Annotated in this window: 20 protein-coding genes; 12 read left to right on the top strand and 8 right to left on the bottom strand. The window is 51.5% G+C overall.

All coding sequences use genetic code 11. The annotated features are described in order from the left end of the window. Positions 1–14 precede the first annotated feature (14 nt). The 3 genes from HF324_RS32045 to HF324_RS32035 form a co-directional block, all read right to left on the bottom strand. Positions 15–920 (bottom strand): EamA family transporter, encoded by a 906-nt coding sequence (locus HF324_RS32045; RefSeq protein WP_168861637.1) that lies wholly within the window; start codon positions 918–920, stop codon positions 15–17. 93 nt (positions 921–1,013) lie between these two features. Further along, positions 1,014–2,240: an MFS transporter gene (locus HF324_RS32040; protein ID WP_168807764.1), complete on the bottom strand. Its 1,227-nt coding sequence runs from the start codon at positions 2,238–2,240 to the stop codon at positions 1,014–1,016. A gap of 84 nt (positions 2,241–2,324) precedes the next feature. Continuing rightward, on the bottom strand, positions 2,325–2,999 hold the full coding sequence (locus HF324_RS32035; RefSeq protein WP_168807762.1) for a FadR/GntR family transcriptional regulator: 675 nt from the start codon (positions 2,997–2,999) through the stop codon (positions 2,325–2,327). 156 nt (positions 3,000–3,155) lie between these two features. Here HF324_RS32035 and HF324_RS32030 point away from each other — a divergent pair, with 156 nt between their 5' ends. The 8 genes from HF324_RS32030 (at position 3,156) to HF324_RS31995 (ending at position 12,736) form a co-directional block, all read left to right on the top strand. After that, positions 3,156–3,860, top strand: a complete 705-nt coding sequence (locus HF324_RS32030; RefSeq protein ID WP_168807760.1) for a sterol desaturase family protein — start codon at positions 3,156–3,158, stop codon at positions 3,858–3,860. A 96-nt stretch (positions 3,861–3,956) separates the two neighbouring features. Further along, positions 3,957–6,350, top strand: coding sequence for an alpha/beta hydrolase family protein (locus HF324_RS32025; RefSeq protein WP_168861636.1), 2,394 nt, complete (start codon positions 3,957–3,959; stop codon positions 6,348–6,350). A 277-nt stretch (positions 6,351–6,627) separates the two neighbouring features. Next, positions 6,628–7,506, top strand: a complete 879-nt coding sequence (locus HF324_RS32020) for a helix-turn-helix transcriptional regulator (protein ID WP_168861635.1) — start codon at positions 6,628–6,630, stop codon at positions 7,504–7,506. Between the two features lie 147 nt (positions 7,507–7,653). Next, on the top strand, positions 7,654–7,986 hold the full coding sequence (locus HF324_RS32015) for a hypothetical protein (RefSeq protein WP_309475642.1): 333 nt from the start codon (positions 7,654–7,656) through the stop codon (positions 7,984–7,986). 184 nt (positions 7,987–8,170) lie between these two features. Beyond that, positions 8,171–9,517 (top strand): TolC family protein, encoded by a 1,347-nt coding sequence (locus HF324_RS32010; protein WP_168861634.1) that lies wholly within the window; start codon positions 8,171–8,173, stop codon positions 9,515–9,517. Between the two features lie 13 nt (positions 9,518–9,530). Continuing rightward, positions 9,531–10,763, top strand: a complete 1,233-nt coding sequence (locus HF324_RS32005) for an efflux RND transporter periplasmic adaptor subunit (RefSeq protein ID WP_168807751.1) — start codon at positions 9,531–9,533, stop codon at positions 10,761–10,763. Beyond that, entirely contained in the window at positions 10,760–11,506 is a 747-nt protein-coding gene (locus HF324_RS32000; protein WP_281354956.1) for an ABC transporter ATP-binding protein, read from the top strand. The genes HF324_RS32005 and HF324_RS32000 overlap by 4 nt, the downstream gene beginning before the upstream one ends. Positions 11,507–11,515: 9 nt before the next feature. Continuing rightward, positions 11,516–12,736, top strand: a complete 1,221-nt coding sequence (locus HF324_RS31995; protein WP_168861633.1) for an ABC transporter permease — start codon at positions 11,516–11,518, stop codon at positions 12,734–12,736. Between the two features lie 99 nt (positions 12,737–12,835). Here HF324_RS31995 and HF324_RS31990 read toward each other — a convergent pair whose 3' ends face one another. Then, a complete protein-coding gene (locus HF324_RS31990; protein WP_168807747.1) occupies positions 12,836–13,141 on the bottom strand; it encodes a hypothetical protein in 306 nt (101 codons plus the stop codon). Positions 13,142–13,344: 203 nt separating this feature from the next. On the opposite strand from HF324_RS31990, the gene HF324_RS31985 reads away from it, so the two are divergent. Continuing rightward, positions 13,345–13,911, top strand: a complete 567-nt coding sequence (locus HF324_RS31985; RefSeq protein WP_168807744.1) for a hypothetical protein — start codon at positions 13,345–13,347, stop codon at positions 13,909–13,911. Between the two features lie 109 nt (positions 13,912–14,020). Here HF324_RS31985 and HF324_RS31980 read toward each other — a convergent pair whose 3' ends face one another. Beyond that, complete coding sequence (locus tag HF324_RS31980) at positions 14,021–14,416, bottom strand: nuclear transport factor 2 family protein (protein WP_168861632.1); 396 nt, start codon at positions 14,414–14,416, stop codon at positions 14,021–14,023. Between the two features lie 147 nt (positions 14,417–14,563). Between HF324_RS31980 and HF324_RS31975 the strand changes: the two genes are divergently transcribed. Further along, positions 14,564–15,565, top strand: coding sequence for an AraC family transcriptional regulator (locus tag HF324_RS31975; RefSeq protein WP_168807740.1), 1,002 nt, complete (start codon positions 14,564–14,566; stop codon positions 15,563–15,565). On the opposite strand, the gene HF324_RS31970 is transcribed toward HF324_RS31975, so the two are convergent. After that, positions 15,553–16,107 carry an SMI1/KNR4 family protein gene (locus HF324_RS31970; protein WP_193114978.1) on the bottom strand — a complete coding sequence of 185 codons (555 nt, stop codon included), beginning with the start codon at positions 16,105–16,107 and terminating at the stop codon, positions 15,553–15,555. The genes HF324_RS31975 and HF324_RS31970 overlap by 13 nt on opposite strands. 162 nt (positions 16,108–16,269) lie before the next feature. Here HF324_RS31970 and HF324_RS31965 point away from each other — a divergent pair, with 162 nt between their 5' ends. Further along, positions 16,270–16,551, top strand: coding sequence for a hypothetical protein (locus HF324_RS31965; RefSeq protein WP_078670054.1), 282 nt, complete (start codon positions 16,270–16,272; stop codon positions 16,549–16,551). Positions 16,552–16,606: 55 nt separating this feature from the next. On the opposite strand, the gene HF324_RS31960 is transcribed toward HF324_RS31965, so the two are convergent. Continuing rightward, positions 16,607–17,458: an AraC family transcriptional regulator gene (locus tag HF324_RS31960; RefSeq protein WP_168807736.1), complete on the bottom strand. Its 852-nt coding sequence runs from the start codon at positions 17,456–17,458 to the stop codon at positions 16,607–16,609. Positions 17,459–17,541: 83 nt separating this feature from the next. Between HF324_RS31960 and HF324_RS31955 the strand changes: the two genes are divergently transcribed. Then, positions 17,542–17,940 (top strand): DoxX family protein, encoded by a 399-nt coding sequence (locus HF324_RS31955; protein WP_168807734.1) that lies wholly within the window; start codon positions 17,542–17,544, stop codon positions 17,938–17,940. An 81-nt stretch (positions 17,941–18,021) separates the two neighbouring features. On the opposite strand, the gene HF324_RS31950 is transcribed toward HF324_RS31955, so the two are convergent. Then, positions 18,022–19,617, bottom strand: coding sequence for a Na+/H+ antiporter (locus HF324_RS31950; RefSeq protein ID WP_168861631.1), 1,596 nt, complete (start codon positions 19,615–19,617; stop codon positions 18,022–18,024). Between the last annotated feature and the right edge of the window lies 1 nt (position 19,618).

The following is a 19,618-nucleotide window of genomic DNA, read 5'->3' as shown; positions in this document are numbered from 1 at the left end:
ATAAAAAAAACACCTTATGGGTTTAATAGTTCGCTTTTAGCAGGCGCCGCTGTCGGTTTTTTCAGGTTGGCCGCCACAATGGCCGCCAGGATGACAAAGATGCCCGTTATCTGTAGCGGGGTGATGACCTCGTGCAGCAGCACGGTGGCTGCTATCGTTGCTACGGGCAGTTCTGCGGCGCTGAGAATGGCGCCGAGCGCCACGCCCGTCTGCGGCATGCCCTTAGAGAACAGGAAGGGGGGTAATACCGTCCCGAAAAGGGCCAGCGGAAGGCCCCACACCCAAAGAGGAGGGGTGGTAAACCGGCCGTTCCACAGATAGGTGGGCGGGAACAGCAGGGTGATGATGATAAACGCGCCGGTAACGATCCAGGCGCTTTTCAGCACCGGTGTCAGGGAATGGCCCACCCGGCCGCTGACAACGATGAAAGTGGTGTAAAAGAGCGCCGCCAGCATGCCAAAGCCGATGCCGCGCCAGTCGAGGTGAAAACCGTTGCCGTTGAACAGCCCGCCGGCCAGCAGCGTTCCTGCCAGGATAAATGCAACGGCCGCCCATTGGATAGCGGTGGGCCGCTTTTTATAGATCAGCCATTCCGCCAGCATGCTCATCCAGGTAAATTGCATCAGCAGTATAATGGCAATACTGGCCGGGATATATTGTACACTTTGATAATAGGTGATGCTCACCAGGCCGGTAGAACTACCCAGTATAAAGCAGGTCCGCGCCTCTTTGTTTTTCAGCCCCCGGGTGGCACGGCCGGATAAAAAGTGAAGGCCCCATAATGCCAGCATGCCAAAACCGGCCTGCACGCTGCACAGCTCCCCCAGGGTAAAGCCCTCCTGGTAACCCAGCTTAACAATCGTCGATAAAATTCCAAAGCTGCAGGCGCCCAGGAGCACCAGCAGAATACCTTTCCACATGCTAAGTAAATTTTTGATTTTTTGATTTTCGATTTCGAGATTTTATAATTCCCAAAATCGAAAATCAAAAAATCAAAAAATCGAAAATCAAAGTTATCGCTTTTCTTTTTTCTCCAGGTTGGGCAGGAATCCGGTAAGGAGACCAATCAACGGGAGGAAAGAGCAAACCTGGTATACGTACCCGATACTGGTAGCATCGGCCAGCTTACCCAGCAATGCGGAGGCCACACCGGCCATACCGAACGCCAGGCCGAAAAAGAGACCGGCAATCATACCCACTTTGCCAGGCACCAGTTCCTGTGCATACACCAGGATCGCAGAGAAGGCGGAGGAGAGAATAACGCCGATGAATACACTCAATACGGCAGTCCAGAACAGATTTGCATAGGGCAGCAGCAAAGCGAAAGGCGCTGCGCCCAGGATGGATATCCAGATGACGTACTTACGGCCGATACGGTCGCCCACAGGGCCTCCGAAGAATGTGCCGGCAGCCACGGAAAACAGGAAGATGAACAGGTATACCTGTGAACTCTGGATAGATACGCCGAAACGGTCTATCAGGTAAAAGGTATAGTAGTTGGTCATACTGGCCATGTAAAAATATTTCGAGAATATCAGCATCAGCAGGATACCGAGCGATATGATCACGCGGGCGCGGGGCAGGCTTGGCTGCTGCAGATGCTGTACTGCTTTCTTCGGTTTTATCCGGTGCGTGTTGCCTTTATACCAGTTGCCGATGTAGATCATCACAAAAATAGCCAGCAGCGCCAGCAAAGAGAACCAGATCACATGGAACTGTCCGAAAGGCACAATGATCAGCGCTGCCAGCAAGGGCCCCAGGGAACTGCCGGCGTTGCCGCCTACCTGGAACAATGACTGCGCCATACCGTGCTTGCCACCGGAGGCCATATGCGCCAGCCGGGAAGCTTCGGGGTGAAATACGGAAGAGCCAATGCCTACCAGCGCCACAGACACCAGTACCATCGGCAATGAATGGGCCAGGGACAGGCTGATCAGCCCCAGCAGGGTAAAGGCCATGCCCACCGCCAGTGAAAAAGGCTGCGGCTTTTTATCCGTGTACAAACCTACCAGCGGTTGCAGGATAGAGGCCGACATCTGAAACGTCAGCGTAATCAGGCCGATCTGGGTGAAATTCAGCTTCAGGGTGTTTCGTACCAACGGATAAATGGCCGGAATCAGCGATTGTAACGTGTCGTTCAGCAGATGCGTGAAGCTAAGCGCAATCAGTATCGGAAATACCGTCTGCTGGGCAACCTGTTCAGAGGCTGTTTTGGGTGCCTCCTGTGTAAAAGTTGTCATGGTTTCTTGTTTGAAGATCAGATCATCTGATGTTTTAAAATAAAAAAATTACAAGGTGCGGGCGAAGCGCGGCAAGCCGCCGGGCTACTTGCTTTGTGTACTGATTTTAGTAGCCCAGAGCAATGCTTTTTTGGAATCCTTGTCTACAATACTTTGCAGCAAGGCGTCGTGCAGCGACTGTGATTCCACAAACGAATCCGTATTGTGATAACGGGACACGAAGGACGTTTTCAGGTGGGTGGCCACCGTTCTGTAAAGGTCCAGCATGATTTCGTTTTTGGAAGCTTCGGCAATCGCCGTATGGAAGTTGATATCCGCCTGAATACAAGGCTCCAGCTCATTGGCCGTAGCATAGGTGAAACGTTTCTTGAGAAATCCTTTCATCTTTTCTATGTCCTTGTTATTACGGTGGATGGCAGCTCTTTCCGCAATCTTTACCTCCAGCAACAGCCTCACTTCGTTCAGCTCTTCAAAATCTGCCCGTTGCAGCCGCTGGCCCAGCGGCTCCCCGCTGCCAATCTGTGATATCACAAAGGTGCCAAGTCCCTGCTGCACCTTTACCAGGCCCTTGTTGGCCAGTATCTTCACCGCCTCCCGTATACTCGAGCGGCCCACGCCGAATTGTTGCATCAGCTCAGGTTCCGTCGGCAGCCGTTGCCCGGTTGTATACTTACCGCTGAAGATCAGTTCCTGCAGCCTGTCGGCTACTTCTTCCGCGAGATTTTGACGTTTTAATGGTGCAGCTCCTGTATTCATCATATCATCAGATGTTTGCAAAGATAATGAATCATTTGGTTATTTGGTAATTTTATTATTTGGTTATTGGATTTACAGATGTTCGGATTTTTTGATTTTCGAATTTTGAAAAACGGACGTAACAGGAATGGCAAAATACCCAAATGATAAAATACCCAAATGACAAAATTTCTAAATGATACGCCTGACTGGCAACTGTGGCTTTTTTTTCTGATAGAAAATGCGCTCATCGTCCTGGGCGTACTCGCCTGGGGCAACCGCCTGCTGCAACGGCCACGGAGAGAAATGTTCCGCTATACCTCTCATCAGTGGAGACTTTGTATAGTGACCTTCCTGCTCAACACACTGGTCACTATAGCCGGTTACCAGCTGTGGAAACACGGATATATCCGTATTCATGAAACCCTGTCATGGCGGGTGCTTACAGACGCGCTGGCGCTGTTCCTCGTGATGGACCTGCTCATGTACCTCTTTCATTACCTGATCCATCAAACCTTCCTGTACCGGCTGTTGCACCGCCTGCATCATGAAGCCACCGATCCGGTACCTATCGACCTGTTTGTGCTGCATCCGCTGGAAACGCTCAGCTTCGGCGCGCTGTGGCTGCTGGTACTGCTGCCGTTCAACATGAACCTGTACGGCATACTGATCTATCTTACCATTAACGTCGTTTTTGGTATGACCGGTCATCTCGGGATGGAACCCCTGCCGGAAAACATGCGCCAATGGCCGGTATTGAAATACCTCGGCACCTCCACCTTTCATCACGGCCATCACCGGCAGGAGCATTTCAACTACGGCTTCTATACCAGCATATGGGACCGCCTCTTCGGTACCTTCAGGCAGGAAAACGGCCACCGGTAGCGCTGACGGCTGTTTACCGTTCAAATAACACACTTCCGGTAATCGGAATAATATACTATTTTGGCCGGATTCATTTTTTCAGAATCAAACTGCTGTATGAGAAAATTAGTACTGACACTGTCGGTGTTCATCACGTTCCGTGCCTATGCACAAGACGCGCTGAAATACCAGACACCTGCACAAAGCATTATGGAACTGGCCATGGCAGCACCTTCGCCTGCTGTTAACTTCAGCAGGGGAGACCTGATGCTGATCATGGAACGTACAGGATTCCCTACCATCGAAGAACTGTCACAGCCGGAATACCGCCTGGCCGGATTCCGTATCAACCCGTCCAACTTTGGCCCCAGCCGTGCCAGCTATGTAACCGGTATCCGTATCAAAGAAATGAACGGTAAACGGGAATACGCCGTGACCGGCCTGCCGGCCAACGCCCGCATCGGCAACGTCACCTGGTCCCCGCTGAAAAAGAGCCTCGCCTTTACCGTTACCATGAACAATGGCATCACCCTCTGGAAAGCGGATGTGGCTACCGGTGAAGCGAAACAAATCAGCTCCCGCCGCCTGAACGACACGTTCAGCGGTGCTTTCCGCTGGATCGACGAAGACCGTATCCTGGTACTTTCTGTGCCTGCAGCCATCGGCGCCGCACCGGAAAAACCACTGGCGCCGGAAGGTCCCACCGTGCAGCAAACAGCCGGTAAAGCCGCTCCCGCCGCTACCTACCAGGATATGCTCAAAAATCCCTATGATGAAAAACTGTTCGATTACTACTTCCAGTCAGAACCGGTGATCATCAGCGCCAGCGGAGAAAAAGTTATCGGCAAACCTGCCGTATATACCGGTATCACACCGTCTCCTGATAAACAATACTTACTGGTCCACCAGCTGAGCCGCCCTTATTCTTATCTCGTGGGGGCCTACCGCTTCCCCGCAGAGATCAGCATCTGGGACCTTCAGGGTGCCGTAGTGAAATCCCTCGCCAAAAATCCGCTGGATGAAGTGCGTCCCAAAGGTTTCGACGCTACAAGCAACTATCCCCGCGGCTATCAGTGGCGCAGCGACGCTCCCGCCACCATCTGCTGGGTACAGGCCCTCGATGGCGGCGATCCTAAAAAGGACGTGCCTTTCCGCGACGTGGTGAACACCCTCGAAGCACCGTTCACCGCAGCGCCCGTGGAACTGGTGAAAACCAAAGACCGCTTCGGCGGCCTCATATGGGGCAACAGCCAGCTGGCTTTAGTGCAGGAAGGCAACAGCACCAAACAGACCTTGAAACTGAGCCGCATCGATCCATCCCGTCCCGGACAGGAACCCGTGGTGGTCATCGATCGTTCTGAAAACGACCGTTACAACGACCCCGGTGAACCGGTTATGGTGAAGAACCAGTATAACAGGTCTGTTTTATACGTATCTCCGGCCAATGAACTGCTGATGATTGCGCCGGGCGCTTCTCCTGAAGGCGACCGCCCGTTCCTCTCCAGCTTCAGCCTGAAAAACGGTAAGCAGCACATCCTCTGGCGTTCACAGGCCCCCTACTACGAACAGGTAGCAGAAGTGATTGACCCTGCGAAACTGCAGATCGTGGTTGCCCGCGAATCCGCATCGGCGCCGGTGAATTATTACCTGCAAAACCTGAAAAAGAAATCAGCCGCTGTGGCGCTGACCAGCTTCCCGCACCCGCAGCCCTTGCTGGAAGGCGTACAGAAACAACTGCTGAAATACAAAAGGAAAGACGGCGTGGACCTCACGGCCATGCTGTACCTGCCCAAAGGCTACGATCCCGCTAAAGACGGCCGTCTGCCGGTACTGATGTGGGCTTACCCCCGTGAGTACAAATCAGCCAGCGACGCAGCACAGGTAAGAGGCTCCGCGTATAAATTCACCCGTGTTACCTACGGTTCCCCTATTTTCTGGGTTACCCGCGGCTTCGCCGTGATGGACGCTACCGAAATGCCGATCGTGGGCGAAGGGGATAAAGAACCTAATGACAACTTTGTGGACCAGCTGGTGATGAACGCCGAAGCGGCGGTAGATAAAATCACCGGCATGGGCGTGGGCGATAAAGACCGTATCGCTGTGGGAGGACACTCCTATGGCGCGTTTATGACGGCCAACCTGCTGTCGCACACCAGCCTGTTTAAAGCCGGTATCGCCCGCAGCGGCGCCTATAACCGTACGCTGACACCCTTTGGTTTCCAGAACGAACAACGTACCTACTGGCAGGCGCCGGACGTGTACTATAAAATGTCCCCGTTCTCTTACGTGGACAAACTGCAGACGCCGATCCTCCTGATCCATGGCGAAGCGGACAATAACTCCGGCACCTTCCCCATTCAGAGCGAAAGACTGTACAACGCCCTCAAAGGCAACGGCGGCACCGCCCGCCTGGTGTTTCTGCCCCAGGAAAGCCACGGGTACGCCGCTAAGGAAAGTATCCTGCACATGCTGTGGGAAATGGACAGCTGGCTGATGAAATACGTTAAATAACCGAAGATCCCCGATCCGGCATTATCATAACGCCAGCCTCTATAAGGGATCTTCCATTAACGATCATTATTAATAAACTCCTGTTTCCATATTCAGCTGCACATTAAAACAGCCTGAACAACATCGTAGCCCGGGGCGTGAGCCCCGGGCTTTTTAAATTCCGCGGCGTTTCCCCAAAACGTTTATATGACGAAAAATATGCAATAGGTAAAAAGTACCATTGAAGCCCCATTTAACACAATCAATTTCCCGTGATGCCCTGTACCTTTGTGTCATCATGTCAAAGGCACATATCCATACATATGATATCTGTTCGCTGGGGATGGGCAAGCCTGCATCAGAAGACATTCTGGTGGCGAGATTTACCGATTACCTGGCGGCGCATCCGGACATCAGGTTTCCTCACCGGCATTCCTTTTACCACCTGGCATTTTTTACCCGTGGCAAGGGGGCCCATACGATCGATTTCGAGCGTTTTCCGGTGGAACCGGGCCAGCTGTATTTCATGGTCCCCGGGCAGGTGCATAGCTGGTTTTTTGAAGGACGGATAGAAGGATATGTCGTTAATGTGGCGGCCGGCTTTTTTAATGCTTTTTTGCAGGATGCCGGTTATGTGGAACGTTTCCCTTTTTTCAGCGGGGTGAGCGCCGAAGGGGTAGTGACGCTGCCGGAAGAAGCGCAGCCCGGCATCGTAACGCTGTTTGAGAAAATGCTGGTGGAAATGGACGGCACGGAAGCCTATAGCCACGACATGTTACGATTGCTGATGCTGGAGATGTTTGTGAAAGTAAGCCGGGTCACACGCAATGGCGATGCGCCACAGGAGCCGCCACATAACTATGTGCTGCTGCGTAATTTCCGCAAACTGGTGGAACAGCATTACATGCAGCTGCGGCTGCCGAAGGAATATGCCGCGCTGCTGTACGTCACTCCCAATTATCTCAACGCTTTCTGCCGGCATATGCTGGGAAAATCGGCTGGGGAGATCATCCGCGACAGGGTGCTGCTGGAAGCCAAAAGGCTGCTGATCAATGCAGATATCAGTATCTCCACCATCGCATACCAGCTGAGCTTCGCCGACAATTCCTACTTCACGAAATTCTTCAAAAAATATGAAGGAGTAACACCGGAGGAATTCCGGAAGAATATTTCCTGACATTAAAAGCTTCATTATATGTGTGCAGATAAAAATCATGAGAAACCGAACATTTTCAAAAGCATATTCACCAATAAATGTGCACGCTGCAGAAGGGGTTCTATCTTCCTCAGCAAAAATCCCTATGACCTTAAAAACTGTATGAAAATGCCGGAAAAATGCCCGGTGTGCGGTCAGCAGGTAGAAGTGGAAGTAGGGTTTTACTACGGCACCGGCTACGTGAGCTACGCGCTTTCCATAGCCATCTGCGTGGCCAGCCTTATCGCCTGGTGGCTGTTTGTGGGCTTCTCTATATATGATAACAGCATCTACTGGTGGCTGGGATTCAACGGTATACTGTTGCTGAGCCTGCAGCCGGTGCTGATGCGCTGGTCCAGGACCATCTGGATGGCCTTCTTTGTAAGATATGATGAAGACTGGCACCAGGGGCCTCCACAGGGCACCGGCCGGGTAAACACCACCTTCAAAGGCGCTATTTAAATTACGAATTACGAATTACGAATGGAGGGCTTCCTTTTGGAGAGGTTACTAAATAACCGTTCCATGAGAGAGCCCTCCATTCGTAATTCGTAATTCGTAATTCGTAATTTTTTCGTTATATTAGGATTACTATTTAACTCCGTATCTGTCATTAGCTATCTTTCATAACAGCAATGATTACACGATGGAATTTCTCCGGCGGTTTGTTACTTGGTTATGTCTGTCCCTCTGGATATATGGCAACAATCCGCTGAAAGCCCAGGATAGCGCACAAACATCGCTGCCGGCTATCTGGAGCTTACAGGATTGTCTGAACTACGCGATGCAAAACAACATCCAGCTGAACAGCCTGCGGCTAAGCCGGATGAGTAGCGAACAGGACCTGTTGCTATCCAAAGCAGCCCGGTGGCCTGATCTTTCCGGCTCGGCCTCCCAGACCCTGACCGGCCGTAAAACCCTCACTGCCAGCGGCAGCATGCCCTATGAAGGCGCCCTGTCGGGCAACTACTCCGTCAACTCCAATGTCACGCTGTACCAGGGCGGCTATCTCCACTACGACATCAAACAAAAAGGACTGCTGACACAGGTCGCTGATCTGAACATCGCACAGCAGATCAACGATATGACGATCCAGATCACGCAGGCTTACCTCAATATCCTGCTGGCCCGGGAGAATATCGTTTATGTGAAAGACCTGGTGACCACTTCAACAGCGCAGGTGCAACAGGCGCAACAACGTTATGATGTGGGCAGCATCGCACTGAAGGACCTGGCTTCGCTGCAGTCGCAGCTGGCGGCCGACCGCTACAACCTCGTTACCGCGGAGAACCAGCACCGGCTCAATAAACTCACGCTGAAACAACTGCTGCAATTGCCCAGCCCTTACGACTTCGACATTTTTTCACCGGATACGCTCGTCACCAGTCACCTGGTGGTACCCTTGCAGGAAGCGCAGGACACCGCCCTCGCCAACAGACCCGAAATAAAAAGCGCCCGGCTGGGCGTTGAGGTATCTTCACTGGACCTGGCCAAAGCCCGCGCAGGGTTCCTGCCTACGCTCAGCGCCGGCGGCACGCTGGGCAGCTCCTCTCTTAAAGATCCGGGCAACAACTTTTTCAAACAACTGGATAACAACTTCTACCAGCAGATAGGCCTCACGCTGTCCGTCCCGATTTTCACCCGCCGGCTCAATAAAACCAACGTGGAAAAATCAAAGCTGGAAGTAGGCCAGTCGGAGCTAACGTTGAAGAATACACGTACCAACCTGTCGCAGACGGTAGAGCAGGCGTATATCAATGTGCAGAATGCACAGGGGCAATATGACGCCGCGGTAGAGCAACTGCGTTATGCCACTGAAAGCTACCGGATCGCTACCGAGCAGCTGAAGGTGGGCGTGGCTAACATGGTGGATTTCCTGCAACAGAAAAACCTGTATATACAAGCATTCCAGTCTTACATACAGGCTAAGTACAATGCAGCACTGACAATCAGGATATATGATTTTTACAGGGGCGTGCCTGTAAAACTATAAATGCATTTGACGTATGAGAAAATATAAAAAGGTTATCATCGTGGCGGTTATCCTGCTGGTGGCGCTGGCCATCTGGTTTCTTTTTTTCAGGAAGAAACGCCAGCCGGTGGTGTTTGATACGGTGAAGCCCGCCTATGGCCATATAGCCACTACCGTTACCGCCACGGGGACCATACAGCCGGTGGATACCGTAGCGGTAGGCGCCCAGGTGTCCGGTACGCTCAAATACCTGTATGTGGACTTTAACTCACAGGTGAAGAAAGGAGAGAAACTGGGTGAACTGGACAAGGTATTGTTCCAGGCGCAGGTAGACCAGTACCGGGCCAACCTTCAGGTGGCGCAGAGCAACCTGGATTACCAGAACAATAATTTCCACCGGCAGGAGCTGTTGTATAAAACAGGCGCCATCGCCAAAGCAGATTATGACGTGGCTTACAATCAGCTGGGACAGGCAAAAGCACAGGTGGCCAGCGTGAACGCGCAGCTGGCGTCGGCCCTCAAAAATCTATCTTTTACAGATATTATCTCCCCGATCAATGGGGTGGTGCTCAACAGGAGCGTGAGCGTAGGACAGACAGTAGCCGCCAGTTTTAACACGCCTACCTTGTTCGTTATCGCGAAAGATATTACCAAGATGCAGGTGGAGGCCAGCGTGGACGAAGCGGACATCGGTAATGTAAAAGACTCACAGCGTGTAACCTTTACCGTAGATGCCTACCTGGAAGATGTATTTGCCGGTAAAGTACAGGAGATACGCCTGCAGCCTTCCGTATCTTCCAATGTAGTGACGTATAACACCATCATTAACGCCACCAACGAATCCATGAAGCTGAAGCCGGGCATGACCGCCAACGTGACCATTTACACCGCAGAGAAAGACAGTGTACTGTTGCTGCCGGTGAAAGCGCTCAAGTTCCGGCCGGATTCAGCGCTGTTGAAGGATTATGTTATCGTCAGCGCCATCGGGCGGCGACAGCGTGCTGCAGCGCCTGCAGACACGAGCGGCAAGTTCAAAAGTGTACAGCGTGTGGGATCTTCCAACTATGTATGGGTACTGAGAGGAGACAGCCTGTTACAGAAGCATGTTCGTACAGGCCTCAACGATAATACCCAGATCGAAGTCATTCACGGTCTTACTCCGCAGGATGTAGTGGTGACAGCCGTCAACGGCAGCACCGGACCTGTGGCGGCTGCCGGTAACAAAAGCCCGTTCCTGCCGAGGATGGGAGGAGGGCGCAGGCGATGAACGGCAAGATCCTCGAATTACAGCAAATCAGGCGTGAATTTGTGATGGGCACGGAGGTGGTCCGCGCCCTGAAAGGCGTGTCGTTTGACGTACATGCCGGCGAGTTCGTCACCATTATGGGTAGCAGCGGCTCGGGTAAAACCACGTTGCTCAATCTCCTCGGCTGCCTCGACAAACCAACGTCCGGCGAATACCTGCTGGACGGGGTGAATGTCAGCCAGCTGTCGCGCAATGAGCTGGCAAGGCTGCGCAACCGGAAGATAGGTTTTGTATTTCAGGCTTATAACCTGTTGCCCCGCACTTCCGCGCTGGAAAATGTGGAGCTGCCGCTGTTTTACAATCCTGCGTTATCGGCTTCGGAGAGAAAGGAAAAGGCAGTGAATGCCCTTGCCGCCGTAAAACTGGCCGATCGGCTGGACCATACGCCCAGCCAGCTTTCCGGCGGGCAGCAACAGAGAGTGGCCATCGCCCGCGCGCTGGTCAACCAGCCGGTAATGATCCTGGCCGATGAGGCCACCGGTAACCTGGACACCCGTACGTCTTACGAAATCATGTCGCTCATGCAGGAGCTCAATAAAGATGGCAAAACCATCGTTTTTGTGACCCATGAGCCGGATATCGCCGCTTTCAGCAGCCGGACAGTGATGCTCCGCGATGGCAAAGTGGTGAAAGATACCGTCAATGAAAATGTACGCTCGGCCAAAGAGGCGCTGGAAGCGCTGCCGCCGGCGGATGATTATTAATTCAACGACATGAGCGCCATCAACCTCATAAGGATTGCTTTAAGGGCTTTGCAGCGCAATAAGCTGCGGGCCTTTCTGACCATGCTCGGTATCATCATCGGCGTAGCGGCGGTGATTGCCATGGTGGCCATAGGAGAGGGGTCCAAAGAAAGCATCCAGTCGCAGCTGAGCGCTATGGGCTCCAATATGATCACAATACTGCCGGCCAGTAATGTATCAGGCGGCGTGCGTATTGAGGGAGCGAGCTTTCAGTCGCTCACCATCGTGGACGTAAAAGCGATACAAAAAGGAGCGGAGCATGTGGCCGCTGTGTCGCCGGTGTCCTCCACCAAAGGACAGGCGATCTTCGGTGCGCTGAACTGGCCTACCAGCCTCCAGGGCGTAGCGCCATCCTATTTTGAGATCCGAAAACTGGATATAGCCGACGGCGTTAGTTTCACCGACGCCGATGTGGCCACGGCCGCCAAGGTATGCGTACTGGGTAAAACCGTGATCGACAACCTGTTTCCCAGCGGGGAAAGCCCGGTAGGCAAAGTCATTCGCCTCAATTCTATCCCGCTGCAGGTGATCGGTACGCTGGTGCCCAAGGGACAGAGCTCTTTCGGGCAGGACCAGGACGATATCATTCTAACGCCCTATACCACGGTACAGAAGCGCATCCTGGCCACCATCTATTTTCAGAGCATTTATGCTTCGGCCGTGAGCGAAGGAGCTTCCGCACAGGCTACGGACGAAATTACCGACATACTCAGGGAAACGCACCGGCTGCGTCCTGCGGACGAAAACAATTTCCAGGTGCGTACCATGGAAGAGCTAATCAAAACACTGAGTTCCACCAGCAGCCTGCTGACGGTGCTGCTCACGGCCATAGCGGGTATTTCCCTCGTCATCGGCGGTATCGGGATCATGAATATCATGTACGTATCGGTGACCGAACGTACACGGGAGATAGGACTGAGAATGTCCATCGGCGCCAGGGGAATAGATATCCTGCTGCAGTTCCTGGTAGAAGCTATTATCATCAGCGTTACCGGCGGGATCATCGGTGTGATACTGGGGATAACGGCTGCCAAGGTAATCACCCTTACGCTGGGATGGCCTACCATCGTGTCTGAATCGTCTATTGTGCTCTCTTTTATGGTGTGTGCGCTGACGGGTGTGTTCTTTGGTTATTATCCCGCCCAGGCCGCCTCCCAGCTGGACCCGATAGAGGCGTTGCGGTATGAATAACGGCTTGATAATTTGGAATGCGCAGTTTGTGTTAAATAAATAAAAAAACCGTCAGGAAAATGACCCCGACGGTTTTGGAACACAATTTTAACTTACAAACTACTCTTTCTTATTATGAATCTGTGACGGTTTTAGGTACACTTTTTTGCCTTTTTCATCCACGATGTATTTCTGGTCTTTTCTGTTGATATATACCGTTTCTCCGTTAGGCCCTTCTTTGCCTTTATAGACTTTGTCGGTAATGGCGGAGGCGCCTTTCACTGCGATCGAAGCTGTTTTATTCCCTACTTTTTTAGCAGTGCTGTCCAGTTTGTTCTGTGCAAATACAGCTTGAGCTGGCAGGGTGGCCACTGCGCCAAAAGCGAGGGCGAACAGCGCGGCGGAAATTGTTTTTGGAGCTCTCATAATGACTATCTTTTTGTTAGTTAATAATCTATTGCAGTGGTTGTTAATCCAATTTTAGTGCCATTCCCAAATACGGGGAGCTGCTGATTGAAAACCATATCGTTATAGATAATGTTTTTCTAACGGAGCTGGAAACCACCGGGGATTTTCCCCGCGGTAGTATCAGGACTTTTTCGTATATTGATTAACGATAACCTGTATCTATGAGATATTCGAATGGTCTGTACCTGTCTGTTCCTACACCTTGCGGGGAGAATTGGGATAAAATGACCAATACTGCTGCGGGTAAACACTGCGATAGTTGTGCTAAAACCGTAATAGACTTCTCCTTCATGACGGATGCTGAAATTTTTGCTGTTATCAGTAACAGCAAGGGGAAGATTTGCGGCCACTTTCAGGATAACCAGCTGAACAGACCGATCAATCCTCCGGTATCTCCCCGCAAAATTTTTTTGCCTGCGCTGCTGTTGACGGCCGGTCTCATTACCGGGATCGCCAATCATAGCTATGCGGAAGCGCGCGACCTGGAGCAGCTGGAAATGCTGTTGACGTCAGTGCCGGCAGACACGGTGACAAAGACTATGAAGACTTATGATTTACCTGCTATAGAAGTGGTGGCCATACCACCCATTATATGCCGGACGGTTATAACAGGTGCTGTGCATGTTGTTGAGGCGAAAGAGCTGCATCTGCGCGGTCGTAACTTTGCGGACCAGGTATATCCCACAGACGAGGAACGCCGTCGGGTTAAAAAGAAACATTGGTTTTAACAATTGGTTTTTGCTTGTCTTAATTATTCCTGTAGTTCCAATACAATAACAGCACAACCCTTCAGGAGGCCCGCTTCCCGAAGGGTTGTGCTGTTGTTGGAGGATGCTGTTAATTTCCCCAGAAAAGATCTTCATGTGCCGGATCTGCGGCATATACTTTCGCCGCTACGATCTGTCCGTCTTTTACCGTATATACGTCTACGTTATCAGTGTCCAGCGTGGCGCCGGCCCTGTTGGCTTGCCAGCGTAATACTACTGCTGCCTGATCGCCATTCACGGTGATGGATTTTACATCGGAGAGTGTCATAGTGTTGGCAGACACTTCAAACATGCCTCCCACCATTTGAAATACTTCACCGCTGGAATTTTTGATGCCGGAGAAACGGTTGTTGCCTGGCTGGTCCCAGGTGATGGCGGGGTGCAGCAAAGCGCCCAATTTTTCGAGATCTGCCTGTTGTACTGCTGTAACAAATGCTTTAACGACGGATAAGGTTTGATTTTCCATGATTATCTTTTTTTGAGTGATTTGTTGATTGTTTGATGGTACAAAGCTACTATCACTGACACCCCCCTTGTTTATCATTTCACGACAAACGATTGTCATTTCACGCCAGCCTGTTTTTTATCCGGATGGGATGGATAACTTTATGCTATGAAACAAATTGTATTATCCATTATAGCGTATGCGGTGCAACGGGATATAGACGTGGCTAAGTTGTGTCAGCTGGCGGGCATCCACCTGGCAGTATTAAAGAAAACCAATGCGCCGCCGGTCACACAGCAGCAACTGGACGCGCTGTGGTTGCATGGCGCACGGTTATCAGGCGATCCGCTGTTTGGACTGCATTTTGCCGCCTCCGTGCAGCCGGCGGCGTTAGGTATCGTCGGGCAGATTATTCAAACCAGCGCCACGGTGGGAGAAGCGATCACCCATGCCGCAGCGCTGACGCACCACGTAACAGACCAGTGCCGGCTGGAGATTGCCCGGAGTAATAAAAGCTTTACGGTAAGGTTCATTCCAGCCGGTGGTAACGTAAACGAGCCTACGATGGCTTTCCGCTCATTGGTGGAGTTGTTGATGGTGATCACCATCCATGAGATGTCGGGACTGATGCTTGAAAAAATAACGCCGTTGACGGTACGGTTACCTTATAATGTACCGGACGCTGCGGCTTATGAACAGGTTTTCCGTTGCCGGCCAACAAAGCGTGCCGGGGAGTATGCGCTGGTGTTCGATATCCGTTATTGGGAAGAGCCGATTTTAACGGCCAACTATGAACTGCAGGAACTGTTGCTGAAGAAAGTGGCGGCTATGGCGCCACAGCAGCCTGCGAAAGCGGCGGGCACGCTCCGGACAAGAGTATATAACTACCTGTTGGCCAATTCTTACCTGGGCATAATATCACTGGAAGAGATGGCGGCCAATTTTAACCTGAGTCCGCGCAGCCTTCAGCGTAAGCTGAAGGACGAAGGGGTAAAATACCAGGAAATTGCGGATGCCGTGCGGAAATCCCTGGCGTTGTATTATATCTCTTCCGGCAGTTATCCGCTGAAAGATATTTCTTATATGCTGGGATATAATGAATTGAGTGCTTTTACCCGTGCCTTCAGGCGGTGGACGGGCAGCAGTCCGTTACAATATCAGTCGTTGTAGTTGAAGGTGGTGTCTTTATGTACGATGCCCCACTTTTTAACGAAAATATAATCTCCCTTTTCGAGGGCGTCGAGATAGTTGCTGATCCATTCCCGGAAGGAGGGCGCTACAATTTCACGGTGCCCGTCGTCATGCCAGAGGGTGATGATCTGGCCATAGTGGCCACCGGGGGCGGGATCCAGGTCCAGGCAGAGGAAATTACCGAAGCCGTCGGCGGTAATGGGTATCCAGCGGGGATTCCACCAGTCGGACCGGATACCGGTGTCCGGCTCGGAAGCGATGGGCTCATCATTATAGGTAAATGTCCCGGAAGCGATCAGGTCGTGCCAGTAATGCCATTTGTTGATGATCTCTTCCAGCGGTAGCAGCTGGTCGCCGTCTACCAGTCCGGGCCTTGGTTTCTGCTGTCCGTCATGAACGGCGTAGAAAGCCTTGAAATCGGCCGGCAGGGCTGATTCTGTTAGTTTTTCCAAAGACTCCAGCGATGCAGTGGAGACGCCGGGGTTAAGTACATGCAGTAGCCTGGGGGCATGCTGTCTCATCCAATTTTCCCATCGTGTCCAGTATTCTTGCATATGGTATGGGTTTAAACCGACTATAAAGATGTAAAAAATCCGCCATAAATAAAAGCGGGGAATGATACGGGCGCGTGAAAGAAATGCCTACTTTTGTAACCAGCATCATTTAAACGAAAATATACCACTATGGCACAGTTACCTAAATTTCTGATCGCAGACGATCCTGTAACAGACCCGGAAAATGAATATATTTTTCACACTGAAAAACCCCGCTTCTTCGCCAAACGTGTAGAAGAAGACGAAGAAACTGCCTACATCGATATCATCGAGGAAATCGACGATGTGGAAGCATTCTACAAAAATGCTCCGGAAAAGAAACAGGAGTTGCTTGAACAACTGGAAGACTGGTACTACTCTTACATGGAATGGCTGGAAGACGACGGCGAAGAAGACGACGAAGAAGAATAGTAACTGTAAGAAATTGAAAAGCGTCCGCTATCGCGGGCGCTTTTTTGTTGCCTCATCAGTCGGGTTGCAATTGCAACTGCAGTTCCTTTCTGAATGCGGATGGATTGACCCCTTTATATTTTTTGAACATCCTGTTTAGATGGCTTTCGTCGGTGAAGCCCAGCTCGTAGGCTATTTCTCCTACGCGCATGCTGCTGTATTGCAGCCTTGTTTCCACCAGTTTCAGTTTGTACTGCGTGATATATTGCTGCAGACTGTCGCCGTTGTTCCGTTTGAAGTATTCACTCAGGTACGTCGGCGATATATTAAAGTGGGAGGCGATCTGCTCGGCCCGCAGTTTCTCGGGAGAGTAGATATTTTCATGGATATAATGAAGGATGTTCAGCGGCGCGTCACTTTTGCCCGGCTGCCGGGATGGTTCGGGCAACTGGCTGGAGATATTGCGGGCCACGATCATCAGGATGGTATTGACTATCTGTTGTGACAGCGCTTTATGATAAGGCTGCTGGTTTACCTGCTCGCGGATAAGCGCGTCTATCAGTGATTTTACCAGCGGTTTGTCGCTTTTGTTTTTGAGAATACAGCCCGGCAGGTGATTATTGTTCTGGAAGATGAATTCCAGCTGCTGTATCCATTCTTTAGGCTGATCTTTCAGGTAGACGTCATTAAAGCGGATAAAGAAAAACCTGGTGCTTTCCTTTACCTCAAAAGAATGGCAATCCTGCGGCATCACGAGGAACAGCTTATCGGCGCTGTAGGGCAACTGGTTCTTGTTTACACACTGGACCCCGCTGCCTTCCATAATATATACCAATTCAAAGAAGTTGTGTTTATGCGCATCTATCGGGCATTCGGTACATTCGCGGTACTCAATTTCAAAAGGCTGATATAAATTTTCCTGTAACATCTTATAAAGTTACTGAATGATCCCTGATTTGTACAAAGAATTTTACAGGAAGAAACGGATCTTTGATATATAAAATTACTGTAATGGAAAACAACACAATTGCCTTTGTACTGTTAAGATTGGCTGTAGCAGCCAGCATGTTCGGCCACGGTCTCGTAAGACTTCCCAAACTTAGCGGATTCAGCCAATGGATGGTCACTTCTTTTGAAAAATCAATGCTGCCCGGCGCCATGGTACTGCCTTTTAGCTATATACTGCCCATCGCTGAGTTTATTGTGGGCCTGTTCCTGATACTGGGGCTGTTCACCCGCCTGTCTCTCATTGGCGGCGCGCTGATCATGATCGCGCTGATACTGGGCACTACCCTGATAGAAGACTGGCACTCCCTGCCTTCACAACTGATACATGCGGCCTTCTTTGCGGTGCTGCTGGTGTTCATCCGGTATAATGGTTTTGCCCTGGATAAGCTGATAAGCAGGTGATCCGGTGGCCAGCCCGCTGACCATACCCCGAAAAGATCTTCATCATGTGCCTTTTCCGGGTATGGTCAGCAGCATCAACGTTTATTCGTGACCAGGACGTTTGATTTTCATTTCATCAAGGTCCAGCTGCATTTCCTGGCTGCGGATCACTTCATCGCTGAACGTGTTATGTTGCCGCAGCCGGAACAGCTCCTGCCGTTGCCGCGCGTAGATGTCCATCAGCACGGAATGATACAGGTCCACTTCCGCCTTTTCCGTGTCGTCGCATTCCAGTGATTCCAGCCGTGCAGAAGTGCTGTTGATATTATGTTCCAGGTCTTTTTTCAGGAAACCTACCAGTTCATTGTCAGCAGCTTCCACGCTGTATTTTTCTTCCAGCCGCTGAAGGGCCACTTTCATCATGGCCAGCCGCATACCGGCTTCCTGCTCCGCCAGCGGCGTGATGTCATCTATCTCACCTACTTTGATCAGCTTTATCAGCCAGGGAAGCGTGAGTCCCTGGAACACCAGCGTGACCAGTATAACAATGAACGTGATAAAAATGATCAGGTTACGGTGCGGAAACAGTAATGGCACCGACAACGCGGAAGCTAACGACACCACGCCCCGCATACCAGCCCATCCCACTACCAGTGGCCCTTTCCAGCCCGGACTCGATTCCTGTGTACGGATTTTTTTGCTCAGCATCCGGGGAATAAAAGCGCCGGGATATACCCATAACAACCGTACCGCTATGGTGAGGAAAGCGATGATCAGCCCGTAGCGGATGGCATCGCCAATAGAATAATCCCCCAGCGCGTGTACGATAGTAGGAAGTTCCAGTCCTATGAGCATGAAAATGATACCGTTGAGCACAAAGATCAGCGTGCTCCAGACGCCCAGCATCTGCATCCGCGTGGCGCCATCGGGGAAGACCAGGTGAGAGCGGTACGAGAGGAACAGCCCACCGCTGACAACCGCCAGTACCCCGGAAAAATGGAACTGTTCCGCCGCCAGGTAAATGAAATACGGCGTCATCACCGTCAGCGCGGAATCTATACTGGGCGTGGTGGGCAGCCAGCGGTGAATCAGATACATGACATACGCTACCGCCAGTCCTATCACCACGCCCATCCCCGCAGATAAAAAGAACTGTCCCACAGCTTCCTGCATCACAAAGTGCCCTGAGACCACCGCTGCAGCGGCAAAGCGGAATACGATCAGGCTGGAGGCGTCGTTGATAAGGCTCTCCCCTTCGAGAATGGTCATCGCCCGCTTGGGTACTTTCAGGTGTTTCAGCACGCTCGTCGCCGCCACAGCATCCGGCGGGGAGATAATGCCACCCAGCAGGAAGCCCAGCGCCAGCGTAAACCCGGGTATCATCGAATGCGATACATAAGCAATAATACAGGACGTGAAAATAACCGCCCCGAAAGCCAGCATCATAATGGGCCGCTTCCACTTCCAGAAATCGTTCCACGACGTATACCAGGCAGCTTCGTACAACAAAGGCGGCAAAAAGATGGTGAACACCATATCCGGGTCTATCTCCATCGCCGGCAAGCCGGGGATGAAACCAATGCCCAGTCCCGCTAACACCAGGAAAATTGGATAGGAAATCTTCAGCCGCTGGCCCAGCATGACCAGCATAAACACAACGAACAATAAAGTAAGGACAAGAAGCAACGAGTGATGCATA

This window comes from Chitinophaga oryzae (assembly GCF_012516375.2).
In the GTDB taxonomy this organism is placed as follows: Bacteria; Bacteroidota; Bacteroidia; order Chitinophagales; family Chitinophagaceae; genus Chitinophaga; species Chitinophaga oryzae.
The sequence above is the reverse complement of the archived record's forward strand: the minus strand, read 5'-3'. Positions and strand labels throughout refer to the sequence as shown.

What these genes read in the sequence shown, in the direction of transcription:
- HF324_RS32005 (WP_168807751.1), top strand. Translation starts at nt 9,531, where the DNA reads ATGAGAAAATATAAAAAGGTTATCATCGTGGCGGTTATCCTGCTGGTG.
- HF324_RS31960 (WP_168807736.1), bottom strand. Translation starts at nt 17,458, where the DNA reads ATGTTACAGGAAAATTTATATCAGCCTTTTGAAATTGAGTACCGCGAA.
- HF324_RS32045 (WP_168861637.1), bottom strand. Translation starts at nt 920, where the DNA reads ATGTGGAAAGGTATTCTGCTGGTGCTCCTGGGCGCCTGCAGCTTTGGA.
- HF324_RS32010 (WP_168861634.1), top strand. Translation starts at nt 8,171, where the DNA reads ATGGAATTTCTCCGGCGGTTTGTTACTTGGTTATGTCTGTCCCTCTGG.
- HF324_RS31950 (WP_168861631.1), bottom strand. Translation starts at nt 19,617, where the DNA reads ATGCATCACTCGTTGCTTCTTGTCCTTACTTTATTGTTCGTTGTGTTT.
- HF324_RS32020 (WP_168861635.1), top strand. Translation starts at nt 6,628, where the DNA reads ATGTCAAAGGCACATATCCATACATATGATATCTGTTCGCTGGGGATG.
- HF324_RS32000 (WP_281354956.1), top strand. Translation starts at nt 10,760, where the DNA reads ATGAACGGCAAGATCCTCGAATTACAGCAAATCAGGCGTGAATTTGTG.
- HF324_RS31995 (WP_168861633.1), top strand. Translation starts at nt 11,516, where the DNA reads ATGAGCGCCATCAACCTCATAAGGATTGCTTTAAGGGCTTTGCAGCGC.
- HF324_RS32035 (WP_168807762.1), bottom strand. Translation starts at nt 2,999, where the DNA reads ATGATGAATACAGGAGCTGCACCATTAAAACGTCAAAATCTCGCGGAA.
- HF324_RS31985 (WP_168807744.1), top strand. Translation starts at nt 13,345, where the DNA reads ATGAGATATTCGAATGGTCTGTACCTGTCTGTTCCTACACCTTGCGGG.
- HF324_RS31955 (WP_168807734.1), top strand. Translation starts at nt 17,542, where the DNA reads ATGGAAAACAACACAATTGCCTTTGTACTGTTAAGATTGGCTGTAGCA.
- HF324_RS32030 (WP_168807760.1), top strand. Translation starts at nt 3,156, where the DNA reads ATGACAAAATTTCTAAATGATACGCCTGACTGGCAACTGTGGCTTTTT.
- HF324_RS31965 (WP_078670054.1), top strand. Translation starts at nt 16,270, where the DNA reads ATGGCACAGTTACCTAAATTTCTGATCGCAGACGATCCTGTAACAGAC.
- HF324_RS32025 (WP_168861636.1), top strand. Translation starts at nt 3,957, where the DNA reads ATGAGAAAATTAGTACTGACACTGTCGGTGTTCATCACGTTCCGTGCC.
- HF324_RS31975 (WP_168807740.1), top strand. Translation starts at nt 14,564, where the DNA reads ATGAAACAAATTGTATTATCCATTATAGCGTATGCGGTGCAACGGGAT.
- HF324_RS31980 (WP_168861632.1), bottom strand. Translation starts at nt 14,416, where the DNA reads ATGGAAAATCAAACCTTATCCGTCGTTAAAGCATTTGTTACAGCAGTA.
- HF324_RS31990 (WP_168807747.1), bottom strand. Translation starts at nt 13,141, where the DNA reads ATGAGAGCTCCAAAAACAATTTCCGCCGCGCTGTTCGCCCTCGCTTTT.
- HF324_RS32040 (WP_168807764.1), bottom strand. Translation starts at nt 2,240, where the DNA reads ATGACAACTTTTACACAGGAGGCACCCAAAACAGCCTCTGAACAGGTT.
- HF324_RS32015 (WP_309475642.1), top strand. Translation starts at nt 7,654, where the DNA reads ATGCCGGAAAAATGCCCGGTGTGCGGTCAGCAGGTAGAAGTGGAAGTA.
- HF324_RS31970 (WP_193114978.1), bottom strand. Translation starts at nt 16,107, where the DNA reads ATGAGACAGCATGCCCCCAGGCTACTGCATGTACTTAACCCCGGCGTC.